This is a genomic window from Pseudoalteromonas carrageenovora IAM 12662, assembly GCF_900239935.1.
Taxonomy (GTDB): Bacteria; Pseudomonadota; Gammaproteobacteria; order Enterobacterales; family Alteromonadaceae; genus Pseudoalteromonas; species Pseudoalteromonas carrageenovora.
The window spans coordinates 2911592-2930144 of the sequence record NZ_LT965928.1 but is presented as its reverse complement, the minus strand read 5'-3'; the positions used below and the strand labels follow the sequence as shown (position 1 = coordinate 2930144).

Annotated in this window: 18 protein-coding genes; 13 read left to right on the top strand and 5 right to left on the bottom strand. The window is 38.7% G+C overall.

The features are described 5' to 3' along the window. The first annotated feature begins 18 nt into the window (after positions 1-18). The 4 genes from ALFOR1_RS13240 (at position 19) to ALFOR1_RS13225 (ending at position 4036) form a co-directional block, all read left to right on the top strand. The gene (locus tag ALFOR1_RS13240) at positions 19-1098 is read left to right on the top strand and encodes an endonuclease/exonuclease/phosphatase family protein (RefSeq protein ID WP_104643237.1); all 1080 of its coding nucleotides are present in this window, start codon (positions 19-21) and stop codon (positions 1096-1098) included. A gap of 1075 nt (positions 1099-2173) precedes the next feature. Further along, complete coding sequence (locus ALFOR1_RS13235) at positions 2174-2953, top strand: hypothetical protein (protein ID WP_104643236.1); 780 nt, start codon at positions 2174-2176, stop codon at positions 2951-2953. Between the two features lie 123 nt (positions 2954-3076). After that, the gene (locus tag ALFOR1_RS13230; protein ID WP_104643235.1) at positions 3077-3457 is read left to right on the top strand and encodes a hypothetical protein; all 381 of its coding nucleotides are present in this window, start codon (positions 3077-3079) and stop codon (positions 3455-3457) included. A gap of 231 nt (positions 3458-3688) precedes the next feature. Beyond that, complete coding sequence (locus ALFOR1_RS13225; protein WP_104643234.1) at positions 3689-4036, top strand: hypothetical protein; 348 nt, start codon at positions 3689-3691, stop codon at positions 4034-4036. 153 nt (positions 4037-4189) lie between these two features. On the opposite strand, the gene ALFOR1_RS13220 is transcribed toward ALFOR1_RS13225, so the two are convergent. Next, the gene (locus tag ALFOR1_RS13220) at positions 4190-5566 is read right to left on the bottom strand and encodes an NAD-dependent succinate-semialdehyde dehydrogenase (RefSeq protein WP_104643233.1); all 1377 of its coding nucleotides are present in this window, start codon (positions 5564-5566) and stop codon (positions 4190-4192) included. 216 nt (positions 5567-5782) lie between these two features. Then, positions 5783-6298, bottom strand: coding sequence for an NUDIX hydrolase (locus ALFOR1_RS13215; RefSeq protein ID WP_104643232.1), 516 nt, complete (start codon positions 6296-6298; stop codon positions 5783-5785). Between the two features lie 238 nt (positions 6299-6536). Here ALFOR1_RS13215 and ALFOR1_RS13210 point away from each other — a divergent pair, with 238 nt between their 5' ends. From ALFOR1_RS13210 to ALFOR1_RS13185, 6 genes are read left to right on the top strand one after another with little or no spacing between them, the layout of a single operon-like run. Beyond that, positions 6537-7877, top strand: coding sequence for a sigma-54-dependent transcriptional regulator (locus ALFOR1_RS13210; RefSeq protein ID WP_104643231.1), 1341 nt, complete (start codon positions 6537-6539; stop codon positions 7875-7877). Positions 7878-7911: 34 nt separating this feature from the next. Continuing rightward, positions 7912-8121: a histidine kinase gene (locus ALFOR1_RS13205; protein ID WP_058548035.1), complete on the top strand. Its 210-nt coding sequence runs from the start codon at positions 7912-7914 to the stop codon at positions 8119-8121. A gap of 43 nt (positions 8122-8164) precedes the next feature. Then, positions 8165-9649 (top strand): sensor histidine kinase, encoded by a 1485-nt coding sequence (locus ALFOR1_RS13200; protein WP_104643230.1) that lies wholly within the window; start codon positions 8165-8167, stop codon positions 9647-9649. After that, a complete protein-coding gene (locus tag ALFOR1_RS13195) occupies positions 9650-10111 on the top strand; it encodes a response regulator (protein WP_058548033.1) in 462 nt (153 codons plus the stop codon). 11 nt (positions 10112-10122) lie between these two features. Then, entirely contained in the window at positions 10123-12093 is a 1971-nt protein-coding gene (locus tag ALFOR1_RS13190; RefSeq protein ID WP_104643229.1) for an ATP-binding response regulator, read from the top strand. Positions 12094-12108: 15 nt separating this feature from the next. Beyond that, positions 12109-12723: a fumarylacetoacetate hydrolase family protein gene (locus ALFOR1_RS13185; protein ID WP_104643228.1), complete on the top strand. Its 615-nt coding sequence runs from the start codon at positions 12109-12111 to the stop codon at positions 12721-12723. Here ALFOR1_RS13185 and ALFOR1_RS13180 read toward each other — a convergent pair. From ALFOR1_RS13180 to ALFOR1_RS13170, 3 genes are all read right to left on the bottom strand, one after another. Beyond that, on the bottom strand, positions 12668-13603 hold the full coding sequence (locus tag ALFOR1_RS13180; protein WP_227006909.1) for an ABC transporter substrate-binding protein: 936 nt from the start codon (positions 13601-13603) through the stop codon (positions 12668-12670). The two genes, ALFOR1_RS13185 and ALFOR1_RS13180, sit on opposite strands and share 56 nt — an antisense overlap. Before the next feature lie 130 nt (positions 13604-13733). Continuing rightward, on the bottom strand, positions 13734-14786 hold the full coding sequence (locus ALFOR1_RS13175) for an aldo/keto reductase (protein WP_104643227.1): 1053 nt from the start codon (positions 14784-14786) through the stop codon (positions 13734-13736). A gap of 211 nt (positions 14787-14997) precedes the next feature. Beyond that, on the bottom strand, positions 14998-15432 hold the full coding sequence (locus ALFOR1_RS13170; protein ID WP_104643226.1) for an acyl-CoA thioesterase: 435 nt from the start codon (positions 15430-15432) through the stop codon (positions 14998-15000). 154 nt (positions 15433-15586) lie between these two features. On the opposite strand from ALFOR1_RS13170, the gene ALFOR1_RS13165 reads away from it, so the two are divergent. From ALFOR1_RS13165 to ALFOR1_RS13155, 3 genes are all read left to right on the top strand, one after another. Continuing rightward, complete coding sequence (locus ALFOR1_RS13165) at positions 15587-15763, top strand: hypothetical protein (RefSeq protein ID WP_165491323.1); 177 nt, start codon at positions 15587-15589, stop codon at positions 15761-15763. 69 nt (positions 15764-15832) lie between these two features. Further along, on the top strand, positions 15833-16885 hold the full coding sequence (dinB, locus tag ALFOR1_RS13160) for a DNA polymerase IV (RefSeq protein ID WP_104643225.1): 1053 nt from the start codon (positions 15833-15835) through the stop codon (positions 16883-16885). Positions 16886-17007: 122 nt separating this feature from the next. Next, the gene (locus tag ALFOR1_RS13155) at positions 17008-18543 is read left to right on the top strand and encodes a M17 family metallopeptidase (RefSeq protein WP_104643224.1); all 1536 of its coding nucleotides are present in this window, start codon (positions 17008-17010) and stop codon (positions 18541-18543) included. Positions 18544-18553 lie beyond the last annotated feature (10 nt).

Below are 18553 nucleotides of genomic sequence, written 5' to 3'. Positions count from 1 at the left end.
CTTTATAAGGATATTTAAATGCTTATTGTATTGGCTATAATTGCAGGCTTTTTTTTACTAGTCACCTTATTACCTATGTCATACAGCCAGCATTATTTAGTTCGTAGCTGTGACTTTGTTCGTTTACAAGTTTTTTATATAGCTAGCTTTGTTGGAGTGGCTTCACTTTTATTACTTTGGCAAAGCGGTAATACAGGGTATTTACTCACAGCTTTAACGTCACTCGTTATTATGGTACTACAAGGGAAGTGGATTTTTCCTTATACTTGGCTTGCTAAAAAAGAAGTTAAAACAGCTTCTGTGAGTGAAGATCACAGTGTAAGAATAATGTCGGCTAATGTGCTTATGTCAAACCACAATAGCGAGCAGCTTATTTCACTTGTTGATAAGCATCAGCCTGATTTATTAATAACACTTGAAAGCGATAGCTGGTGGGAAAACAAGTTATCGGTACTAAAAAAACACTACCCATACTTTATAGAGTGCCCAAAAGACAACCGCTATGGCATGCACTTATACAGTAAATTTAAAATTCTTGACGCTCAAATATGTGAGTTAATTGAAGATGATATACCCTCAATTCATATATTGTTTGAAAACGATGAAGGCCTGCAAATGCAAGGGCACTTTATTCATCCCGCACCACCAAGCCCCACTGAAGAAGACTCATCGCGCCCACGCGACTCGGAGCTAATAATGGTGGCTAAAGCACTTAAAAATCCAACCAGACCAACAATTGTAGCGGGCGATTTAAATGATGTGGCATGGTCGCGTAGCACCCGTTTGTTTATGCAAATAAGTGGTTTTTTAGACCCACGCAAAGGCCGTGGTTTTTATAATACCTTTCACGCGAGTTACTTTTTTATGCGCTGGCCGCTGGATCATTTATTTCACAGCCAAGGCTTTAAAGTAAAACGTATTAAGCGCCTTGCTAAATATGGCTCAGACCACTTTGCACTGCTTACCGAGCTGGTGTTTGAAAATGCTAAGCAGCATTCATTAGAAGATAAATCAGACGAGCTTAAGCAAGAAGAGATACAAGAGCTTGCTATGAGCAAAGCCGATAAACGAAAAGTACCAAGGTTTGAGGAGGGCTAGCTGTTAGTTGAATACGTTTTAACTTGAACGCTCAGGTTTAATTCATGATATTTCATCAAACTTGATAACTTCATCAGCTAGTGTAGGTCGGATAAGCGAAGCGCCATCCGACACAGTAAAATACCTTGCCAATTATAATCAATATTTTATGTTTTCGAGTGGCAAGAAAGTGCCAATTGCAGCCATTCCGGTATAACTCGTTTCTGCCCCAAAATGTTTTAGCTCAAAGAAAGGGTTAGGCTCTGGCAAATTTTTTGGGCTACTTGGATTTATTAATAAACATCAGAAATGAACTTCGCTAGCTACCGTTCAATACACAGCGAATACACATTTAAATTGCATTCACTTTCAGAGGCTTCCGTGGTACATTCGATTAGTTAAGAGTACATTGGCATGAAGGCGGTAACGGCATCTGCTTGGCCTATAGCGTAGAAACACCATCGCAAATAAGCATAGAGTTAGAGGCATGTATACTTGGAAGTTCAAATCTTCCTGAAACAACAACCATCCGTAAGGATATAACAACAGTTCTGAAAACACCAACTAAGAGGAATAAGCCTATGAATAATAGTCTGAAAACTAAAGTGTTGCGTTGGGTCAAGGCTACCGTTATTGCTGTTTCAATGGGGTTATCTGGTTCACCCAGCCTTCAACCCAATGTACTTTAATTTACACCAGTTAAATTAATTCTTCGGTTCATCTTTTCTCTTTAGTTCAGCTCATCTCTTATTAAAACTGTTTCGTGCTATGTCAGCCTGTTCGGACTGAAACATTTCTTTGCCCCAAAACGTGTTGAGGCGAATGCCTCAAAAGAGCGATCAGCGGACACTGAAAAAGTTAAATTTATTCCTGTGTTTTAAGTAAAAATCTAATTTTGTCCAATAATATTATTAAACGCCGTTTTGGGGCAAAATAACATGCTTAATTTCTAGCTGCTTTAATTACTTGTTTACAAAGGTAATTATTGGTGAAATTGTCATGATACGTAATATAGGCCGTTTTGGTGTGTTATAAACCACCACAATGGTGTTTAATAAGCTGTTAGCTCTCTATTGTATTTACACAGGTAATCTCGATGAGTTTATCTCCGTGGGCAAAAGGTCCATTAGAACTAATAAAGCATGCGTTGGAACATTTAAATGACGGTGGAGACACAGATCGTCGTATTGCTTTGATTGGCTTTGATAATGCAACAGAAGTGTGCGTGGATGTATTTATTCGATTACCGCCTAAGCTTCGTAACAATTATGAAATTAAACGAGAAGATGTAACTAAACACCTACGTAGTTTTAATAGCAAAATTGGTTTTGTAGAAGATTATATTAATGAAAAAGCTATAGAAACAGACCTTTCTATTAATGAACTTCTTTGGTATCACACATTACGGAATGAACTTTATCATTCTGGCAATGGTATGGTTCCTGAACTCCATGTATTAGAGGGGGCGAGAGATAATTGTTTAGCTGTTTATAGTTGCCTATTTAGTGTCGATGCATTTGAAATGCTTGGAGTTACTAAAGAGGCTAAAGAGCAAGATATGCCATTTGTTTCTCAAAATATTGAAATGGAATATCTTCGAACATTTATTGAATTTGAAAAAAGTTTAAGAAAGTATGTAGTAAAGCGTAAAGGTCCAGAAAAAGCGAAACGGGGTGCATTTATGCACATTCGTGAATTTGGAGGTGAGCTAGGTTTTACTCCAGATCTACTTAATAGGCTACGTGAAGCTAATCAAATGAAAAATGGTATCGTTCATGGTGATGACGAGATATTAATTCCTGATTTCAATTACGAAACTGCTACAGATACTCTGATTGAAGCAAATGAATTAGTAAACTGTAAGCTAGAGAGCTAACAAAAAATTTAAACTCAACTAAAACAGTGGGTTACGTTTCGCTTCGCTACACATTTTAACCCACGATTTTAGTCCGCTTAATGCGGCGTTAGGCATTATTTTATACAACTATCGGAGATGTACATGACAGGCTTGGAAATAATAGGTGCAATTGGAGCTTTATCCGCTTTTTTATCAGTTTTACAAAACGAAGGGAATATAGCTAGTCAAGTTGAGAGTAATGCTCTAAAAGAGCTTAATAAAGCTGTATCTAGGACTGAAGGGTATTTTTCTCGGGACGTTATGAATAGAAACTTAGATGAAGCGAAACATGAATTAAGTGAGCTCTGGAATAATGCGTCGATTGCATGCGCCGATGCGGGCTATGAAAAAATGCAGAGGCTATGCCAAATTAAAGGTGTTTATTGGCTAAATCCAACTAATTGGACTGATGAAGAGATTGAAGCATCTGGTATTCAATTAGCAGAAATGAGAAAGAAACTTGATATTGCATTAGCTGATTAAATGCCTAACAAGAGTCTAAGGTTACGACAGTCCGCTTCTGGCACAGAGCCGTCCTTCGGCTCTAACTCATTTATGTCCAAAAATGAGTTTGATCGACCGTCTGTTTCTCGCTCATTATTGCCCGTCAGGTTAAGTCTAGTGAAATAGATTGCATTGCATAGTTAAAGTTTTTATATTGTTCGGCAATATTTTACTTGGTGCTAATAAAGCACTGCGTGCAAAGGAAAGCATGTGAATTATAAAAAAATGTACTACCCAGTTAAGGCGCTTGCTGCCTTATCTTTAGTTGCAGTTGCAATTAAGTACTGGATGCCAACGGAGATTGGCTTTGCGTTTATGCTATTGCCTTATTTAGTTTTGTATTTTTTAGCGAGTGCTAACAACTACCAAAATAAACGACTCTTTCTTATCAGAATTATAGCTGCATTATTTACTATTATTTTAGCGCCAGTTCTCATTTTTGGCATTGAACCTGACCCTCAGGCCGGAATAGGTATCATGTTTTTGCTGGTGATGCAGCTAACTGCAATTAGTGCCTCAGAATTTATTATATTATTTTTTAATGTTGATAATGATTAAGAAGAAAAATGTACATTTTCAGCTATTAGTATTTAGTTTCGTGGGGTTTGGTCAGTAAAGGATGAGCTCTGCTGTAATCTAATTTTAATCAAAAAAAACCTAAAAGAGGTTACCCACTTTTAGGTTTTTTATATATTGGTATTTAAAGCTATATTAGCTATTAATCATAATACATTTGATATTTACAAACTCGCGCATACCAAAGCCGCCATGTTCTCGGCCGTAGCCACTTTCTTTAACACCACCAAACGGTAGGTTTGGCTGTGCAAGACCATAACCGTTAATGTTGATCATACCGGTATCAAAGTGCTTTTTAGCCAGTTCAATGGCTTTTTTCTCATCTTTAGAGAAAATACCGCCGCCTAAACCATAGCGAGAGTCGTTGGCGATACGCATGGCATCGTCGTTGTCTTTTGCTTTAATAAGCGAGGCAACTGGGCCAAATAGCTCATCATCGTATGCTGGCATGCCTGGTGCTAAGTTATCTAGCAGAGTAGGTGGGTAGTAATAACCCGTTTGCGAAGGTACTTCGCCACCAGTAATTACATTTGCACCGGCCTTAACCGATTGCATTACTTGGTCATGAATTTTGTCACGTAAATCTTCACGTGCCATTGGGCCTAGGTCTGTATCATCAGCCATTGGGTCGCCCATTTTTAACGCTTCAAATTGCTCTTTAATTTGGGCTTTAAAGTCATCATAAAGTGATTCAACTACAACAAAACGTTTTGCTGATACACAGGTTTCACCGTTGTTGATCATACGCCCTGTTACACAGGTTTTAACGGCAAGCTCTAAGTCGGCATCATCCAGTACTAAGTAAGCATCGTTACTACCTAGCTCCAGTACTGTTTTTTTAACGTGTTTACCGGCTTCTTCGGCTACTTTTTTACCGGTGCCATCACTACCAGTAAAGGTTACACCGCTAATTGCTTTGTGCGAAATAAGTGAGCTGGCTGTTTTACCATCAATAAGTAAATTGCTAAAACAATGCTCAGGAAAACCGGCTTGTTTAAATAGTGTTTCGATTTTTTCGGCCATGCCAAAAACGTTACCCGCATGCTTAAGTACGGTCGTGTTGCCGGCCATAATGTTAGCTGCGCTATAACGAATAACTTGATAAAGCGGGAAGTTCCAAGGTTGAATACCTAATAATACGCCCGTTGGTTGATAACTAATAATTGCACGGCCGCCGTCCATATTACGCTCTTCGTCGGCAAGTACTTGAGGGCCATGCTCTGCTGTATAACGACAAATGCCAGCACACAGTTCAACCTCTTGGAAGCCTTGCTCGTAAACTTTACCCATTTCTTCGGTCATTAGTTTAGCAATGGCTTCTTTTTGTTCTTCAAAAAGTGATGCTAATTTATTTAAATGCTTAGCACGTTCGGTAAATGAGGTTAAACGCCATTTTAAATATGTTTCGTGAGATTTTTCAATTGCCTGCTCTGCCTCTTCTTGAGAAAGCAGTGTGTAGGTTTCAATGGTTTGCTCAGTTGCGGGATTGATCGTCTTAACTGTGTTACTCATTTCTATCTCCTTACAAATTAGTTATTTGTAAGGGTGCAAGGGCAAAGCCAGTTTTTATATTTTTAAAGTTAAGTGTATATATATTTGATTATATTGATATTATTTTTAATATTAAGTGCTAACTTAAGCTTTAACTACAAAAATAAAAAAATAAATGCAGTAAAATATTCTGGGGGCTGCAAAATTTACAACACCCAAGGTGATAATGATTAAAAGCTAGAGTAGATCGCAAGCTATACGCTTAAGTAAAAAAGTTTCTCTTAATATAGAAAGTCCTTGTTTTTCGCTATTAGCAAGTGTGCGCTCGTTATGGGCAATGGCTTCGTTAATATCAACCCATTTAGTGCTCATGCCATTTTGTTGCTCATAATGCTCTAGTTGGGCTTTACCAAGTTCGTCGGCAATACTGCATACATAGCAGTACGATTTTATATGAATAATATCAAAGTCGTCTTTATACCAAGGGCGATATTCTTCGTATAAGCCAAAAGGTTTAATAACCTGTATGTTTTGTGCTCCGGTTTCTTCATTAAGCTCTCTTATCAAGCCTTGTTCAATACTTTCACCTTCATCAACGCCACCCCCGGGCAAGCTGTAATCTTCATAGCGTGCTGTATACATAAGTAATATTTTATTATTTTTAATAACAATGGCACGTGCTGTTAAACGGGTAAATGAGGTACCTTGGTTAATGTTAATACCAGAATGAACCAAGGTTTTTAATTGCTGCATTTCGTCTCCTTTTTTTAGAGCTTAATGATAACAGTTGCTATAATTATATAAATACAAACGATTTTAATTGTTTTTTTTAAATTAAATGTGATCGTTTTTTTTCAGCCAGCGTAAATGTTAAGTTGGTATAATAAATCGTTGAATTACTAAGTTAAAAATTTGATGAAAGCAAATTCGCGTTACCCTTTAAATTAATGGTTAGGGTGCGTAGAATAATAAAAAAGCATAGGGATTTATCATGTTGAACATACTTTTAGTTGATGACGATATAGAATTTAGTGACGTCGTTTGCCACATAGTCGAATTCCTCGGCCACAATATTAATACTGCAACGAGTTTAAAAGAAGCACATCAGTGGTTTGAAAATAATACCTTTGATCATGTACTACTTGATTTTATGCTGCCTGATGGCAGTGGCTTGCACTTACTAGATCATTTAAAAATGATTGGCCAAGATCCAAAAATTACACTTATATCTGGGCACCCATCAGTAAAAGGTATTTTAGCTGATATGTGTGAGCCCAATATTGGCCATTTATTAAAACCATTACAACGCGAAGACTTAGAACTTGTATTAAATGGTCCTAAAAAAGCACCTAAAAAAGCAAAGCAAAGTGGTATTACACGTCACTTTGGTGGCTTAATTGGCGAGTCTGAGCCAATGCAACAGCTTTACAACATGATTGAACGTGTAGCTAAAACTAATGCTAACGTTATGCTTATGGGCGAAAGTGGCGCAGGTAAAGAAGTGGTTGCACAGGCTATTCATAATGCTAGCCAATGCGAAGGCCCATTAGTTGCAAGTAACTGTGGTGCACTTTCTAAAGAGCTAATTGGTAGTGAACTGTTTGGCCATGAAAAAGGCGCATTTACGGGTGCAATTGCACGCAAAGAAGGCGTATTTGAGCAATCAAACAATGGTACTTTATTTTTAGATGAAGTGACCGAAATGCCTATTGATATGCAGCCTAATTTATTACGCGTACTTGAGGCTAAAAAAGTAACACGTGTAGGCGGTAACCGAGAAATACCTACAAATTGTCGTGTTATATCAGCGACCAACCGTACACTTACTGATTTGGCGCAAAATAATGTAATACGCGAAGATATTTACTTTAGGCTTGCTGTATTCCCTATAGATATTCCGCCACTGCGAGAGCGCAAAGAAGACGTTCCTCTTTTAGCTAAAGCCTTTTTAGAGCAATTAAATGATGAAAATGGCACTTCATTTAGCTGGACTGCTGCGCAGTTAAAAGAGCTGCAAAGTTATGAGTGGCCTGGTAATGTGCGCGAGCTTCGCCATGCCATACACCGCGCTTTTATAATGAGCGATCCGCAAACAAGCGAGATTACTTTGCCGGCTAATTTAGAGTCGCCTTTTTCACGCGTGAATACGCAAACAGAAGATAAGCAAGTATCGGCAGGGCAAACTATTGAAGAGGTTGAAAAAGAACTGATTCATGCAACGCTTGATAAGGTACAAGGTAATAAAACCCTTGCTGCGCAAATGCTAGGAATAAGTACTAAAACACTTTATAACCGTTTAAACGCCTATGGCGGTATTGGAGAATATAAATAACCCTAAATTTTAGTTAGTAGGTTTAAGGAAAAGCATGACATCAGAAAAGCAAACAGAGCCATTAAACAAATTAGTGCACGATGCAAGAGCACCGCTTAACCGTATATCAATGAACGCAGAGCTTATTAAACTCGTGCTTGAAAACGATATGCCAAAGCAAAAAGCGCTTGAAGCACTTGATAAAATTATTGCTAACTGCCAAGACTGCAGTAACAGTTTACAAAAAATTTCTGACTCTCAATAATGATAATATTAACCAGTTTTATAATGTGGGAAGCTAACGTTAAATGATCAAGCAAAAACAGCAAGGCAAGGCTAATGTAACCTGGGCAGCGTTTATTGTTGTAGTGCTAAGTATTATTGTTGGTAATGCATTTTTAGCACTTAATACCATACAAGGTTTAACTCTAACGCAAAAAAGCTTAGATAATACTAATATGCTTACAACTGCTATTGAGCAATTGCATTTGTCTATTGTACAAGCTGAGTCAGGCCAGCGAGGGTACTTATTAACAGAAGAAGATGATTATTTAGCACCTTATTATGATGCGGTTAACCAGCTCCAAGCGCAAACTGATCATGTTAAATCATTACACTCTGAAATTGACGGTCAAGCTGAGCGTATAGCTGAGCTATTATTACTCACCGAAGCTAAAATTGCTGAGTTAAAACAAACCGTAAAGCTTGCAACTAACGATAAAGAAAGACGTGCACTTTATGTATTAAATACTCATAAAGGGCGTAAACTGTATAAGCAAATTCGCGCTAAAGTAAATGATATTCAAGACCGCGAATTACTTTTTAAAGTTAGCCATTTTTCTAAGCTTGCTAAAATTAAAAACGAGGCAAAAATTACGTTTGCTATTACCGCTATTACCAGTGCTTTACTTATCATTGGTATGTTTGTAATGACCCGACTTAATTTAAGAAATGCTGCGCAATATCGCGCCGATCTTGAAAAACAAAACGAAACTTTAGCGAGTAAAGTCTCAGAGCGTACTCAAGAGCTTACTTTGTATTCTGACGAGCTAAGTCGCTCTAACCGAGAGCTTGAAGAGTTTGCGTTTGTAGCGAGTCACGACCTGCAAGAGCCGCTTCGTAAAATTCAGGCATTTAGTGACCGCCTAGAAACTATGTTTAAAGATGAGCTAGGTGAAAAAGGTATAGACTACATTGGGCGAATGAAAAATGCAGCACAGCGTATGTCTAACCTTATTAACGATTTGCTTGAGTTTTCTCGTGTAACAACACGCGGCAAAGACTTTATCGATACTGACTTAAACGATGTGGTTGCAGATATTTTAAGTGATTTAGAAATTGCGATTAATGAAAGTAACGCGCAAGTAAATGTTGATAAACTACCTGTAATTCAGGCCGATAAAAGCCAGATGCAACAGTTGTTTTTAAACTTACTTTCTAACGCAGTTAAATTTAGAAAGGCAGGCACAACACCTCGTATAGATATTACATATGAAGATGTAAATGAGTTTAGTGAAGAGCTAAATGTCGATGCTCAATGGCAGGTAGTAACAATTAAAGATAATGGCATAGGCTTCTCGCAAGAATATGCAGATAAAATATTTGTACCATTTCAGCGTCTCCATGGGCGCTCTGAGTATAAAGGCACAGGGATAGGGCTTTCGGTATGTAGGCGTATAGTTGAGCGTCATGGTGGTGTTATACACGCTCAAAGCATAGAGGGTGAAGGTGCAACCTTTACTATAAAATTACCAGTGGAAGCATCGCTTTTCACTTTGCAAGGAGAGGCGTAAATGCCGTATTCAAAAGTAAAACCAATCACCATATTAATGGCAGACGATGATGAAGATGATCGCTTGTTAACACAAGATGCGCTTGCAGAGAGCCGCGTTTTAAACGAACTTCATTTTGTAGAAGACGGCGTAGAGCTATTAGAGTACTTAGAGCGCCGTGGTAAGTTTGAAGATAAGTTATTGTCTCCACGTCCGGGGCTAATTTTACTTGATTTAAATATGCCAAGAATGGACGGCAGAGAAGCGCTTGAAGCTATCAAAGCTAACCCTAACTTAAAAGGCATTCCTGTTGTAATTTTAACGACGTCTAAGCAAGAAGAAGACATGGTTAAAGGTTACAACTTAGGTGCTGCATCTTATATTACTAAGCCTGTAACGTTTGATGGCTTAGTTGATTTGATGAAAACATTAGGAAAGTACTGGGTAGAGTTTGTAGAGCTACCATCAACATTTAACGATTAAAGGGAGATTCTATGTTAGATAAAGTGACTAAGCTGCTGCTAGTAGAAGACGATGAAGATGATTACATACTCACCTGCGACTATTTACAACAATTAGATTCACATACGTTTAATGTAGAATGGATAAGCTCTCCAGAGCAAGCAATTGAAAAGCTAAGTAAAAATGAGCACGATATTTGTTTGCTCGACTATCGCTTAGGTGCATCTAACGGCCTAAGCGTTTTAAAAAAAGCGATAGCCAACGGCTTTAGCGGCCCTATTATTATGTTAACGGGGCAATCTAACGATGAGTTAGACTCAGCTGCGCTTGATGCGGGCGCCGTTGACTACTTAATAAAAACAGAAATGAGCTCGAGTCGATTTGCGCGTGCTATACGTTATGCTTTAGCGCGTAAAGATGTAGAAGGTGAGCGAGTTGAGCGTTTAAAAGCGGAAGCTGAAAACCGCTCAAAAGATAGATTTTTAGCACATTTGAGCCATGAATTACGTACTCCGCTTTCTTCAATTTTAGGTTACACCGAACTATTACTTCAAAGTGACTTTAGCCACCAAGCCGAAAACGAATTAGGTGTTATTTATCGAAATGGTAAACACTTATTAAGTTTATTAAACGACGTACTCGATTTATCAAAAATAGCTGCCGACAAGCTAGAGCTTACTTTAAGCGAAGTAAATTTAGACAGCATGCTTGCAGATGTGTACACACTAATGCGGGTATCGGTGCTTGATAAAGGCCTTACTTTACGCTTTGAATCCCAAGAGCCTCTCCCGTTAGTTGCCAAGCTTGATGCAACGCGTGTGCGCCAAATACTCATTAACTTAATTAATAACGCGGTTAAATTTACCGATAAAGGCGAAATTGTTGTAAAAGCTTGGACTCAATGGGTTGATGATACTGAAATGCTATTTTTTAGCATTAAAGACTCAGGCATGGGCATAGCACCAGAAAAACAAGAACTTATTTTTAAACCTTTTGAACAAATAGCCGATGTTGAATCTCGCTCTGTTGGGGGCGCAGGTTTAGGTTTAGCTATTTGTGCTGAACTACTAAACAGAATGCACGGGCGAATAGATTTACATTCAGAAATAGGCAAAGGCTCTACTTTTACTATTTCGGTTTATCCGGGGGATATTAGTGAGGTAGAGCGCCAAACACTTAACTTTACTAGTGCGCCGCAATTACAAAGTAAATCTGCGCCCTGTAAAGTACAAGGCCGTGTGTTAGTTGTTGATGATTTACGTGATTTACGCATGCTTGTGGGTCATATGATAAGCACCTGTGGTGCACGTGTAGATTACGCAGAGCATGGCCAGCAAGCGCTTGAAAAAGTACGTATAGCTGAGGCCTATAAAGCCCCATACGATATTATTTTTATTGATATTCATATGCCAATAATGGGTGGTAAAGAAGCCACAATCGAACTTAGAAAAATGGGCTACAAAGGGCCTATTATTGCGCTTACAGCGGCTACTATGAAGGGCATTCATGAAGAACTTGCGGCGCTTGGTTTTAACGATGTAATACCAAAACCCGTAGATAGCAGCGCGTTATATCAATGCTTACAGGATTATTTAATTGCTCCTGAGTGTGCGCCACAGGCTAAAAATATTGCATCAGATAAAGTGCTAACAGTAAAAAAACAGCGCTTTTTACTTGTTGAAGATGACCATGATGCTGCACAAATCACACAGCTATTACTAGAAAGCTTAGGGGTTGAAACCGTAATTGCCTCAAGTTGCGCACAATGTTTGCAAATTCTCAATCATGACCAACAATTCAACAAAGTATTGCTTGATATGCACTTACCCGATGGTCGAGGTGTTGATTTAGGGCAGCAAATTAATGATCGTTATCCTGAGTTAAGGCTTGTTATTGTAAGTGGTGCAGAGCCAGATCCTAAACAGATCAAAGATTTAAATATAGATCGCGTTTTACTAAAACCTATTAACTTGAGCTTGTTAGAAACACTAATCAGCTCATAATTGAGATGTTATTATATGCAGTCAGTAAAGTTAGTATCTGAACAATTAACTCCTTCAAAAGTGGTATGTGTTGGGCGTAACTATACCGCACACATTGCAGAATTAAACAACGAAACACCTGATCAAATGGTGTTGTTTAACAAACCAAATAGTGCAATTACAGGCACTCTTTTATCTACTCATAATAACGATACTCTTCATTATGAAACCGAGCTTTGCTTTGTTATTAAAAATAAGAAAATTGCAGGCGTAGGGCTAGGTCTTGATTTAACTAAGCGTACAGTACAAAGTAAGTTAAAAAATAAAGGGCTGCCATGGGAGCGTGCAAAAGCATTTGATAGCTCTGTAATTTTAACTGACTTTGTTGATCTTAGTGATGCAGCGCAGCACTTTACTTTTGAGCTTAAAATTAACGATAAAGTAACTCAGCAAGGTGATACTCACTTTATGTTGCACAAGCCAGAGCAAATACTTACAGAGATAAGCGAATTTATGAGCCTAGAAGATGGCGATATTATTATGACCGGTACGCCATCGGGAGTAGGGGAGGTTAAGCGTGGTAATACATTTACGGTTAGTCTTTACTCAAATGAGAAGTGCTTGCTAACTCAGCAGTGGGTTGCTCAGTAATAGGAAGCACTTGTTGCTTAAAGTGAGAGTTAAACTCAGGAAAGCTCTGTTTAAGCCAAAACTGTTGGCTTTGCTGGTACTTTTCACTATTGAGGACTTTGTTTTTTAGTGCCTTATTTATTTTGCTAATTGCTTGTTTTGCAAAATTATTAGGTGCGTTAGCTGCACATCCCACTGCACCTAATACATACTCCCGGTTATCTTCTTCTATTGCTAAACTCACTATGTTTTTAAATTTACTGTGCTTAACAAAGTAATCACTCATAAATGGGTAGTCGATAGAGTAATCTAAAAAACCATGGCTCAAGCGTGATATAACCGCTTGGCTTTCGTTCTCGCTACTCCAACTTAAAGATGCTTTATGATGGGCTGTGGTATTTTCAATAATAGTATTTATTTTATCTGTGTACTTTCTTGCGGCTGCCTGTCCATAAACATAAGACGGATCTGCAAGTAGATTTATTAACTTTATAGGCGAGCCGTGTTTATTACTAAGCTCTGGTGCTAACTCCTTAGTGGTAATAATATTAAACGGCGGGTAAACCGTTGTAGGTGTAGAGTAGTTAAATAAGTGATTATTTACTTTTTTATGGATAACACACGGAAAACAAATATTTTGCCCCTCGTTTAAGTACTTATTAATTCGCTCCTGAGGAACAATTAATCGAGTGTGTTTTACATCATCAATCTCATTAATTAATTGCTCGGTTAAATTATCACAAATTCCGCCTTGAGGTGCGTCTTCGTTTTTAGCTATGTGAAAAGGTGGCGTGTAACTTTGCAGCCAGATAATTTCTTTTATTGGGGTATTTTCTTCAGCCCAAGTAGACGTACTCAAACAGCTAAATACGCTAATAAATAAAAACGATTTTTTCAGCATAACTCATTAAGTATTAATTTGTTAACGGTGAACTAAGTATAGTTAGAGAGAGTTTTTCAGCAAATTTTCTTATAAAAAAAGCAGTATAAAAATACTGCTTTAATACGCTTCTATTTTATAACAGCGTGCTTTAGTAAGGCATTGGGTAGTTTTTAAATATAGTCGCTATATCATCAAGTAATTCACTACTAAGTGTAATGTTAAATGAATCTATATCTTCTTTGAGCTGAGCCATGCTTGTAGCGCCAATAATAGATGAGGTAACGCCATCCACTTGGTTACACCATGCAAGAGCAAGCTGTGCGGGCGTTATATTGTTAGCATGAGCTAAATCAACATATTGCTGCGTCGCTTTTTGAGCATTGGCTGTGTCTCTAAAAATGCCATTACGTTGCATGAAAGTCCAACGCGAGCCTTCTGGGCGAGCGCCGTTTAAGTATTTACCTGTTAACATGCCTGCCGCAAGTGGCGACCAAGGCAAATAAGCAATATCTTCGTGTATACATTGCTCAATTAAATAAGGCCAATCTTTGGCATGCGCTAAGCTAAATTCGTTTTGAATAGACACCATGCGCGGTAAATTATGCTCTTTAGCTAAATTTATAAACTGGCTAATACCCCATGGTGTGTCGTCTGACAAACCACAATGCTTAATTTTACCTGCTTTAATACACTCGTTAAGGCCTTCTAAAATATCCAACATACTGGCTTGGTGTTGCTCAGTATTTACATCGCTAAAGGTTAGTTTGCCAGGCCACTGCCTACCAAAATGTGGAGTAGAGCGATTAGGCCAATGTAATTGGTATAAATCTATATAATCGGTTTGTAGGCGTTTAAGTGAGTTATCAACGGCTTCTATTACTGCGCTGCGGGTTATATCGCTGCCATCACGCACCCACGATAACCCATTACCCGCTATTTTTGTCGCAAGTACAATATCGCCACGTTTTTGTGTATTTCGGCTAGGCCAATCACCAATAATTTCTTCGGTTTTTCCGTAAGTTTCAGGAGAAGGTGGCACGGCATACATTTCGGCGGTATCAATAAAGTTAACGCCTTGCTCGAGTGCGTAAGCTATTTGCTCATCAGCATCACTTTGGGTATTTTGTTTACCCCATGTCATGCTGCCTAAGCATACTCTTGAAACATCAACGCCGCTGCTGCCTAACGGACTGTATTGCATTTAAAATCCTTAAATTAAGTAACCTGAAATCTGGATAATAAATCTATCTCTAGCTGCTATTTTCAGTGCTAACTACGTTGAATTTACTTGCAATAGGCTAGCTATTGACGCGTAAATTCGCCTTATTTTTACAGAAAATCTCTGGCTAGAGAAATAATTCAAATATCACTATGATTTAATACGTTAGTAAATCTCTTAACCAAAGTTCAGGTTAAGTAAGATCTTGAGAGTGGCTAATTAAGGCCGATAATAATGGCTCTGAAATAGCGGCTTTTTGCCCTGTTTTAAAGTCGAACATTACAACTAAAGAAGACCCTGTAGTTGTAACGGCTTGTTGAGCATGACTAAATACTGAATAATTCATTAAAAAACGATCCGTTTTTATATCTGAAATAGTAATACCAACGGTTAAAGTATCTGGAAAAGTAACAGGGCGTTTGTAGCGAATATTGTTCTCGCTTATTACCGGACCAATACCGCCCGGTTTTATTGTATCAAACAGGTTTATTTTATTTAAAAAGTCGATGCGAGCAATTTCAAAATAACGTAAGTACACTACGTTGTTAACGTGCTGCAGTGCATCCATGTCAGCCCAAGCTACTGTAATGTCAGTATGGATAGGGTGTTTATCTTTGAACCTTTGCATGTACTTATACTCTTAGTTTTAAATGAGTTAGGTTATCAATATGGTGTATTTAGCTCAAGGTAATTAATTTTATGTTTTTTATAAGATGATTGTACCTATTTAAATTTTAGGTCTACAGTTTAATTACACAGACACAACACACACGAGAACACACATGCAAAATATAATTAATTGGGCATTAGCCAGTTTAGTTTTTATAGCGTCTTTTGCTTGCTACGCAATGGGCAATGCTTCTGGTGGTATTATACTACTGGCAGCAGGGTTTTTATTTGAGTTTGTTTTTTGGCTACATTGTTTTAAAAAACCTAAGCGTTTTAAGCAGCCATTTTAATTAATGGGACTTGCTAATTAAAAGTGATTCCATAATAATGGCTGTATAAATAAACAGTTGTTTGCGGTGATGAAAAAGTTTATTCATATCGATATGGACTGCTTTTACGCAGCGGTCGAAATGCGCGATAACCCAAAGCTTGCCAATGTGCCTTTAGCCATTGGCGGCAATAGTCGACGAGGCGTGCTTTCTACAGCAAACTATATAGCCAGAGAGTACGGCGTACGCTCTGCTATGTCTAACTACCACGCTAAACAGTTATGTCCAGACCTAGTAATAGTGCCTGGGCGTATGTCTGTTTACAAAGATATTTCTTGTCAAATTCGCGCTGTATTTAAACGCTATACCGATTTAATAGAACCTCTTTCGCTTGATGAAGCCTACCTAGATGTAACAAACAGCACAGCATGTAAAGGCAGTGCAACGTTAATTGCCCAGCAAATTAGAGCCGATATTTATAACGATACCGGCCTTACAGCCTCTGCAGGTGTGGCGCCCATTAAATTTATTGCCAAAATAGCCAGTGATGAAAATAAACCCAATGGCCAATTTGTGGTTTTACCTGATGAAGTGGATGGGTTTTTAAATAACCTACCGCTTGGTAAAATCCCTGGAGTAGGGAAAGTGACTCTAGAAAAGCTTAATTTGAAAGGGCTGTATACAGGTAATGACGTACGCGAAAAAGGCGTAAATTGGATGCAGCAACATGTAGGTAATTTTGGTGTATCGCTTTATCAAAAATGCGCAGGTGAGTATGTTGGAACTGTATCTACACAGAGAATACGTAAATCATTAAGTGTGGAGCACACTTATGAATACAATAAAAATAGTTTACAGGAATGTTTAGAACAACTGCCTAAACTATTAGAGGAGCTGACTACTCGTCTTAATAAGCAGCAGCTACAAAACAAAATTAATAAGCTTAGTGTAAAAGTTAAGTTTGCAAATTTTGTGGTGACCAGTGCCGATCAGGCACATCATCAACTAAATACAGATATTTTTACTGAGCTGTTTAGTAAAGCGTATCAACGAGGCATGCAACAACCTGTACGCCTTTTAGGAATTGGAGTTGGCGTAAAAAATGAGCCTAATTTAAATCTACAATTGAGTATTCTCGATTAGCGTGTACTTTTTACTGTAACACCAAGTTGCCAGAGCAAAATTTGCTTATCGCAGCTGGCTGGTTTTGTATTTTTATATCGACGATAATACCCTCCTTATGTTTAATAACAGGAGCTTTACTTATGGCATATCCTCAAGCAATCGCTGCACCTACACTAAGTGCTAGCCTTGATTCTTCTTCTCACGATGCACTTATTATTATTAGTGATGACTTTTCTCAGTTAGCCAATAATTCACTAAGCGATGCTATAAACGCGCAAGCTAAAGTAGACTCTCGTATTGGCAAGCAAGTTACCTTTTTAGTTATTGAAAATACACGCGTTATTCTTGCGCCAACAGGCCCACTAAACCGAGATTACGACGATGTTCGCCGCTATTTTGATGCAGCTAAACTAGCTATAAATGAAGCGAAAGCGTCGGGGAGTGTCAGCCCTGCTATTTACTTACCAAACTTGCATATTGATGAACGTTACCAAAATGCGCTAGAAGTTGCTTATTTAGGTGCATGCCAAGCTTTATGGCAACCACTTGAAGCCCGTGAATATCACGGCGAAGGCATTGAGCCAATTACTCAAATTGGTTTAATTGACGTAAGTGAGGAAACTGTTAAGGCTGTAAATGCAATTGCAGCAGGGCAATATGCCGCACGTGATTTATGTGGTACTGAACCAGAGCGTATGGCGCCTCCTCGTTTTGCAGATTACTGCGTGGAGCTTTTTAAAGGCTCAAACGTAAGTGTTGATGTTGTTGACGACATAGACTTAATTGATAAAAACTATCCAATGCTAAGTACGGTTGCACGTGCATCGTATGCAGTAGAGCGCCACCACCCTCGCGTTGTTAAGCTTGAATACGTGCCTGAGGGCGAAGTTACCCGCACGCTTATGTTTGTAGGTAAAGGTTTAGTATACGACACAGGCGGTGCGGATCTAAAAGTAGGCGGTTACATGGCAGGTATGAGCCGTGATAAAGGCGGTGCAGCATCAGTTGCAGGCTTTATGAAAGCGGTTGCTGATTATCAGCCTAAAGGTGTTAAAGTTATTTCTTACTTAGCCGTTGTGCGTAACTCTATTGGCTCAGATTGTTTTGTACCAGATGAAATAATTACTAGCCGTGAAGGCGTGCGTGTTCGCATTGGTAACACCGATGCAGAAGGGCGCTTAGCAATGGGTGACCTACTTAGCGAAATGAAAGATTTAGCTAAGACAGAAGTTAACCCAACCTTATTTACGGTGGCAACATTAACGGGGCATGCGGCGCGTGCAATGGGCCCTTACGGAGCCTATGTAGAAAACGGACCTGCACGCAGCGCTAATACATCTCGTCAAATTGCTGAACTGGGTGATTTATGGGCTGATGGCGCAGAGGTTTCTCGTTCTCGTCGTGAAGACTACGACTTTATAAAACCGCGCACTTTAGCTGATGATGTTTTATCAAGTAATAATGCGGCTTCTGCAGTTACTGCGCGTGGCCATCAGTTCCCTATGGCATTTTTAGCTGTTGTTGGCGGGCTTGATAAACACGGTAACGACTCTGCTCAGCCACTGCCTTATGTACATATGGATATTGCAGGTAGCGGTGTTGAAGGTGGCGATTGGCAGCACGGTAAGCCAACCGCTGCATCAGTAACAAGCTTATTTGCACGCTACTGTATGTGAGCTAAAAACT

Coding starts and splice junctions, on each gene's coding strand:
- ALFOR1_RS13240 (WP_104643237.1), top strand. CDS start 19: ATGCTTATTGTATTGGCTATAATTGCAGGCTTTTTTTTACTAGTCACC.
- ALFOR1_RS13235 (WP_104643236.1), top strand. CDS start 2,174: ATGAGTTTATCTCCGTGGGCAAAAGGTCCATTAGAACTAATAAAGCAT.
- ALFOR1_RS13230 (WP_104643235.1), top strand. CDS start 3,077: ATGACAGGCTTGGAAATAATAGGTGCAATTGGAGCTTTATCCGCTTTT.
- ALFOR1_RS13220 (WP_104643233.1), bottom strand. CDS start 5,566: ATGAGTAACACAGTTAAGACGATCAATCCCGCAACTGAGCAAACCATT.
- ALFOR1_RS13215 (WP_104643232.1), bottom strand. CDS start 6,298: ATGCAGCAATTAAAAACCTTGGTTCATTCTGGTATTAACATTAACCAA.
- ALFOR1_RS13210 (WP_104643231.1), top strand. CDS start 6,537: ATGTTGAACATACTTTTAGTTGATGACGATATAGAATTTAGTGACGTC.
- ALFOR1_RS13205 (WP_058548035.1), top strand. CDS start 7,912: ATGACATCAGAAAAGCAAACAGAGCCATTAAACAAATTAGTGCACGAT.
- ALFOR1_RS13200 (WP_104643230.1), top strand. CDS start 8,165: ATGATCAAGCAAAAACAGCAAGGCAAGGCTAATGTAACCTGGGCAGCG.
- ALFOR1_RS13195 (WP_058548033.1), top strand. CDS start 9,650: ATGCCGTATTCAAAAGTAAAACCAATCACCATATTAATGGCAGACGAT.
- ALFOR1_RS13190 (WP_104643229.1), top strand. CDS start 10,123: ATGTTAGATAAAGTGACTAAGCTGCTGCTAGTAGAAGACGATGAAGAT.
- ALFOR1_RS13185 (WP_104643228.1), top strand. CDS start 12,109: ATGCAGTCAGTAAAGTTAGTATCTGAACAATTAACTCCTTCAAAAGTG.
- ALFOR1_RS13180 (WP_227006909.1), bottom strand. CDS start 13,603: ATGCTGAAAAAATCGTTTTTATTTATTAGCGTATTTAGCTGTTTGAGT.
- ALFOR1_RS13175 (WP_104643227.1), bottom strand. CDS start 14,786: ATGCAATACAGTCCGTTAGGCAGCAGCGGCGTTGATGTTTCAAGAGTA.
- ALFOR1_RS13170 (WP_104643226.1), bottom strand. CDS start 15,432: ATGCAAAGGTTCAAAGATAAACACCCTATCCATACTGACATTACAGTA.
- ALFOR1_RS13165 (WP_165491323.1), top strand. CDS start 15,587: ATGCAAAATATAATTAATTGGGCATTAGCCAGTTTAGTTTTTATAGCG.
- dinB (WP_104643225.1), top strand. CDS start 15,833: ATGAAAAAGTTTATTCATATCGATATGGACTGCTTTTACGCAGCGGTC.
- ALFOR1_RS13155 (WP_104643224.1), top strand. CDS start 17,008: ATGGCATATCCTCAAGCAATCGCTGCACCTACACTAAGTGCTAGCCTT.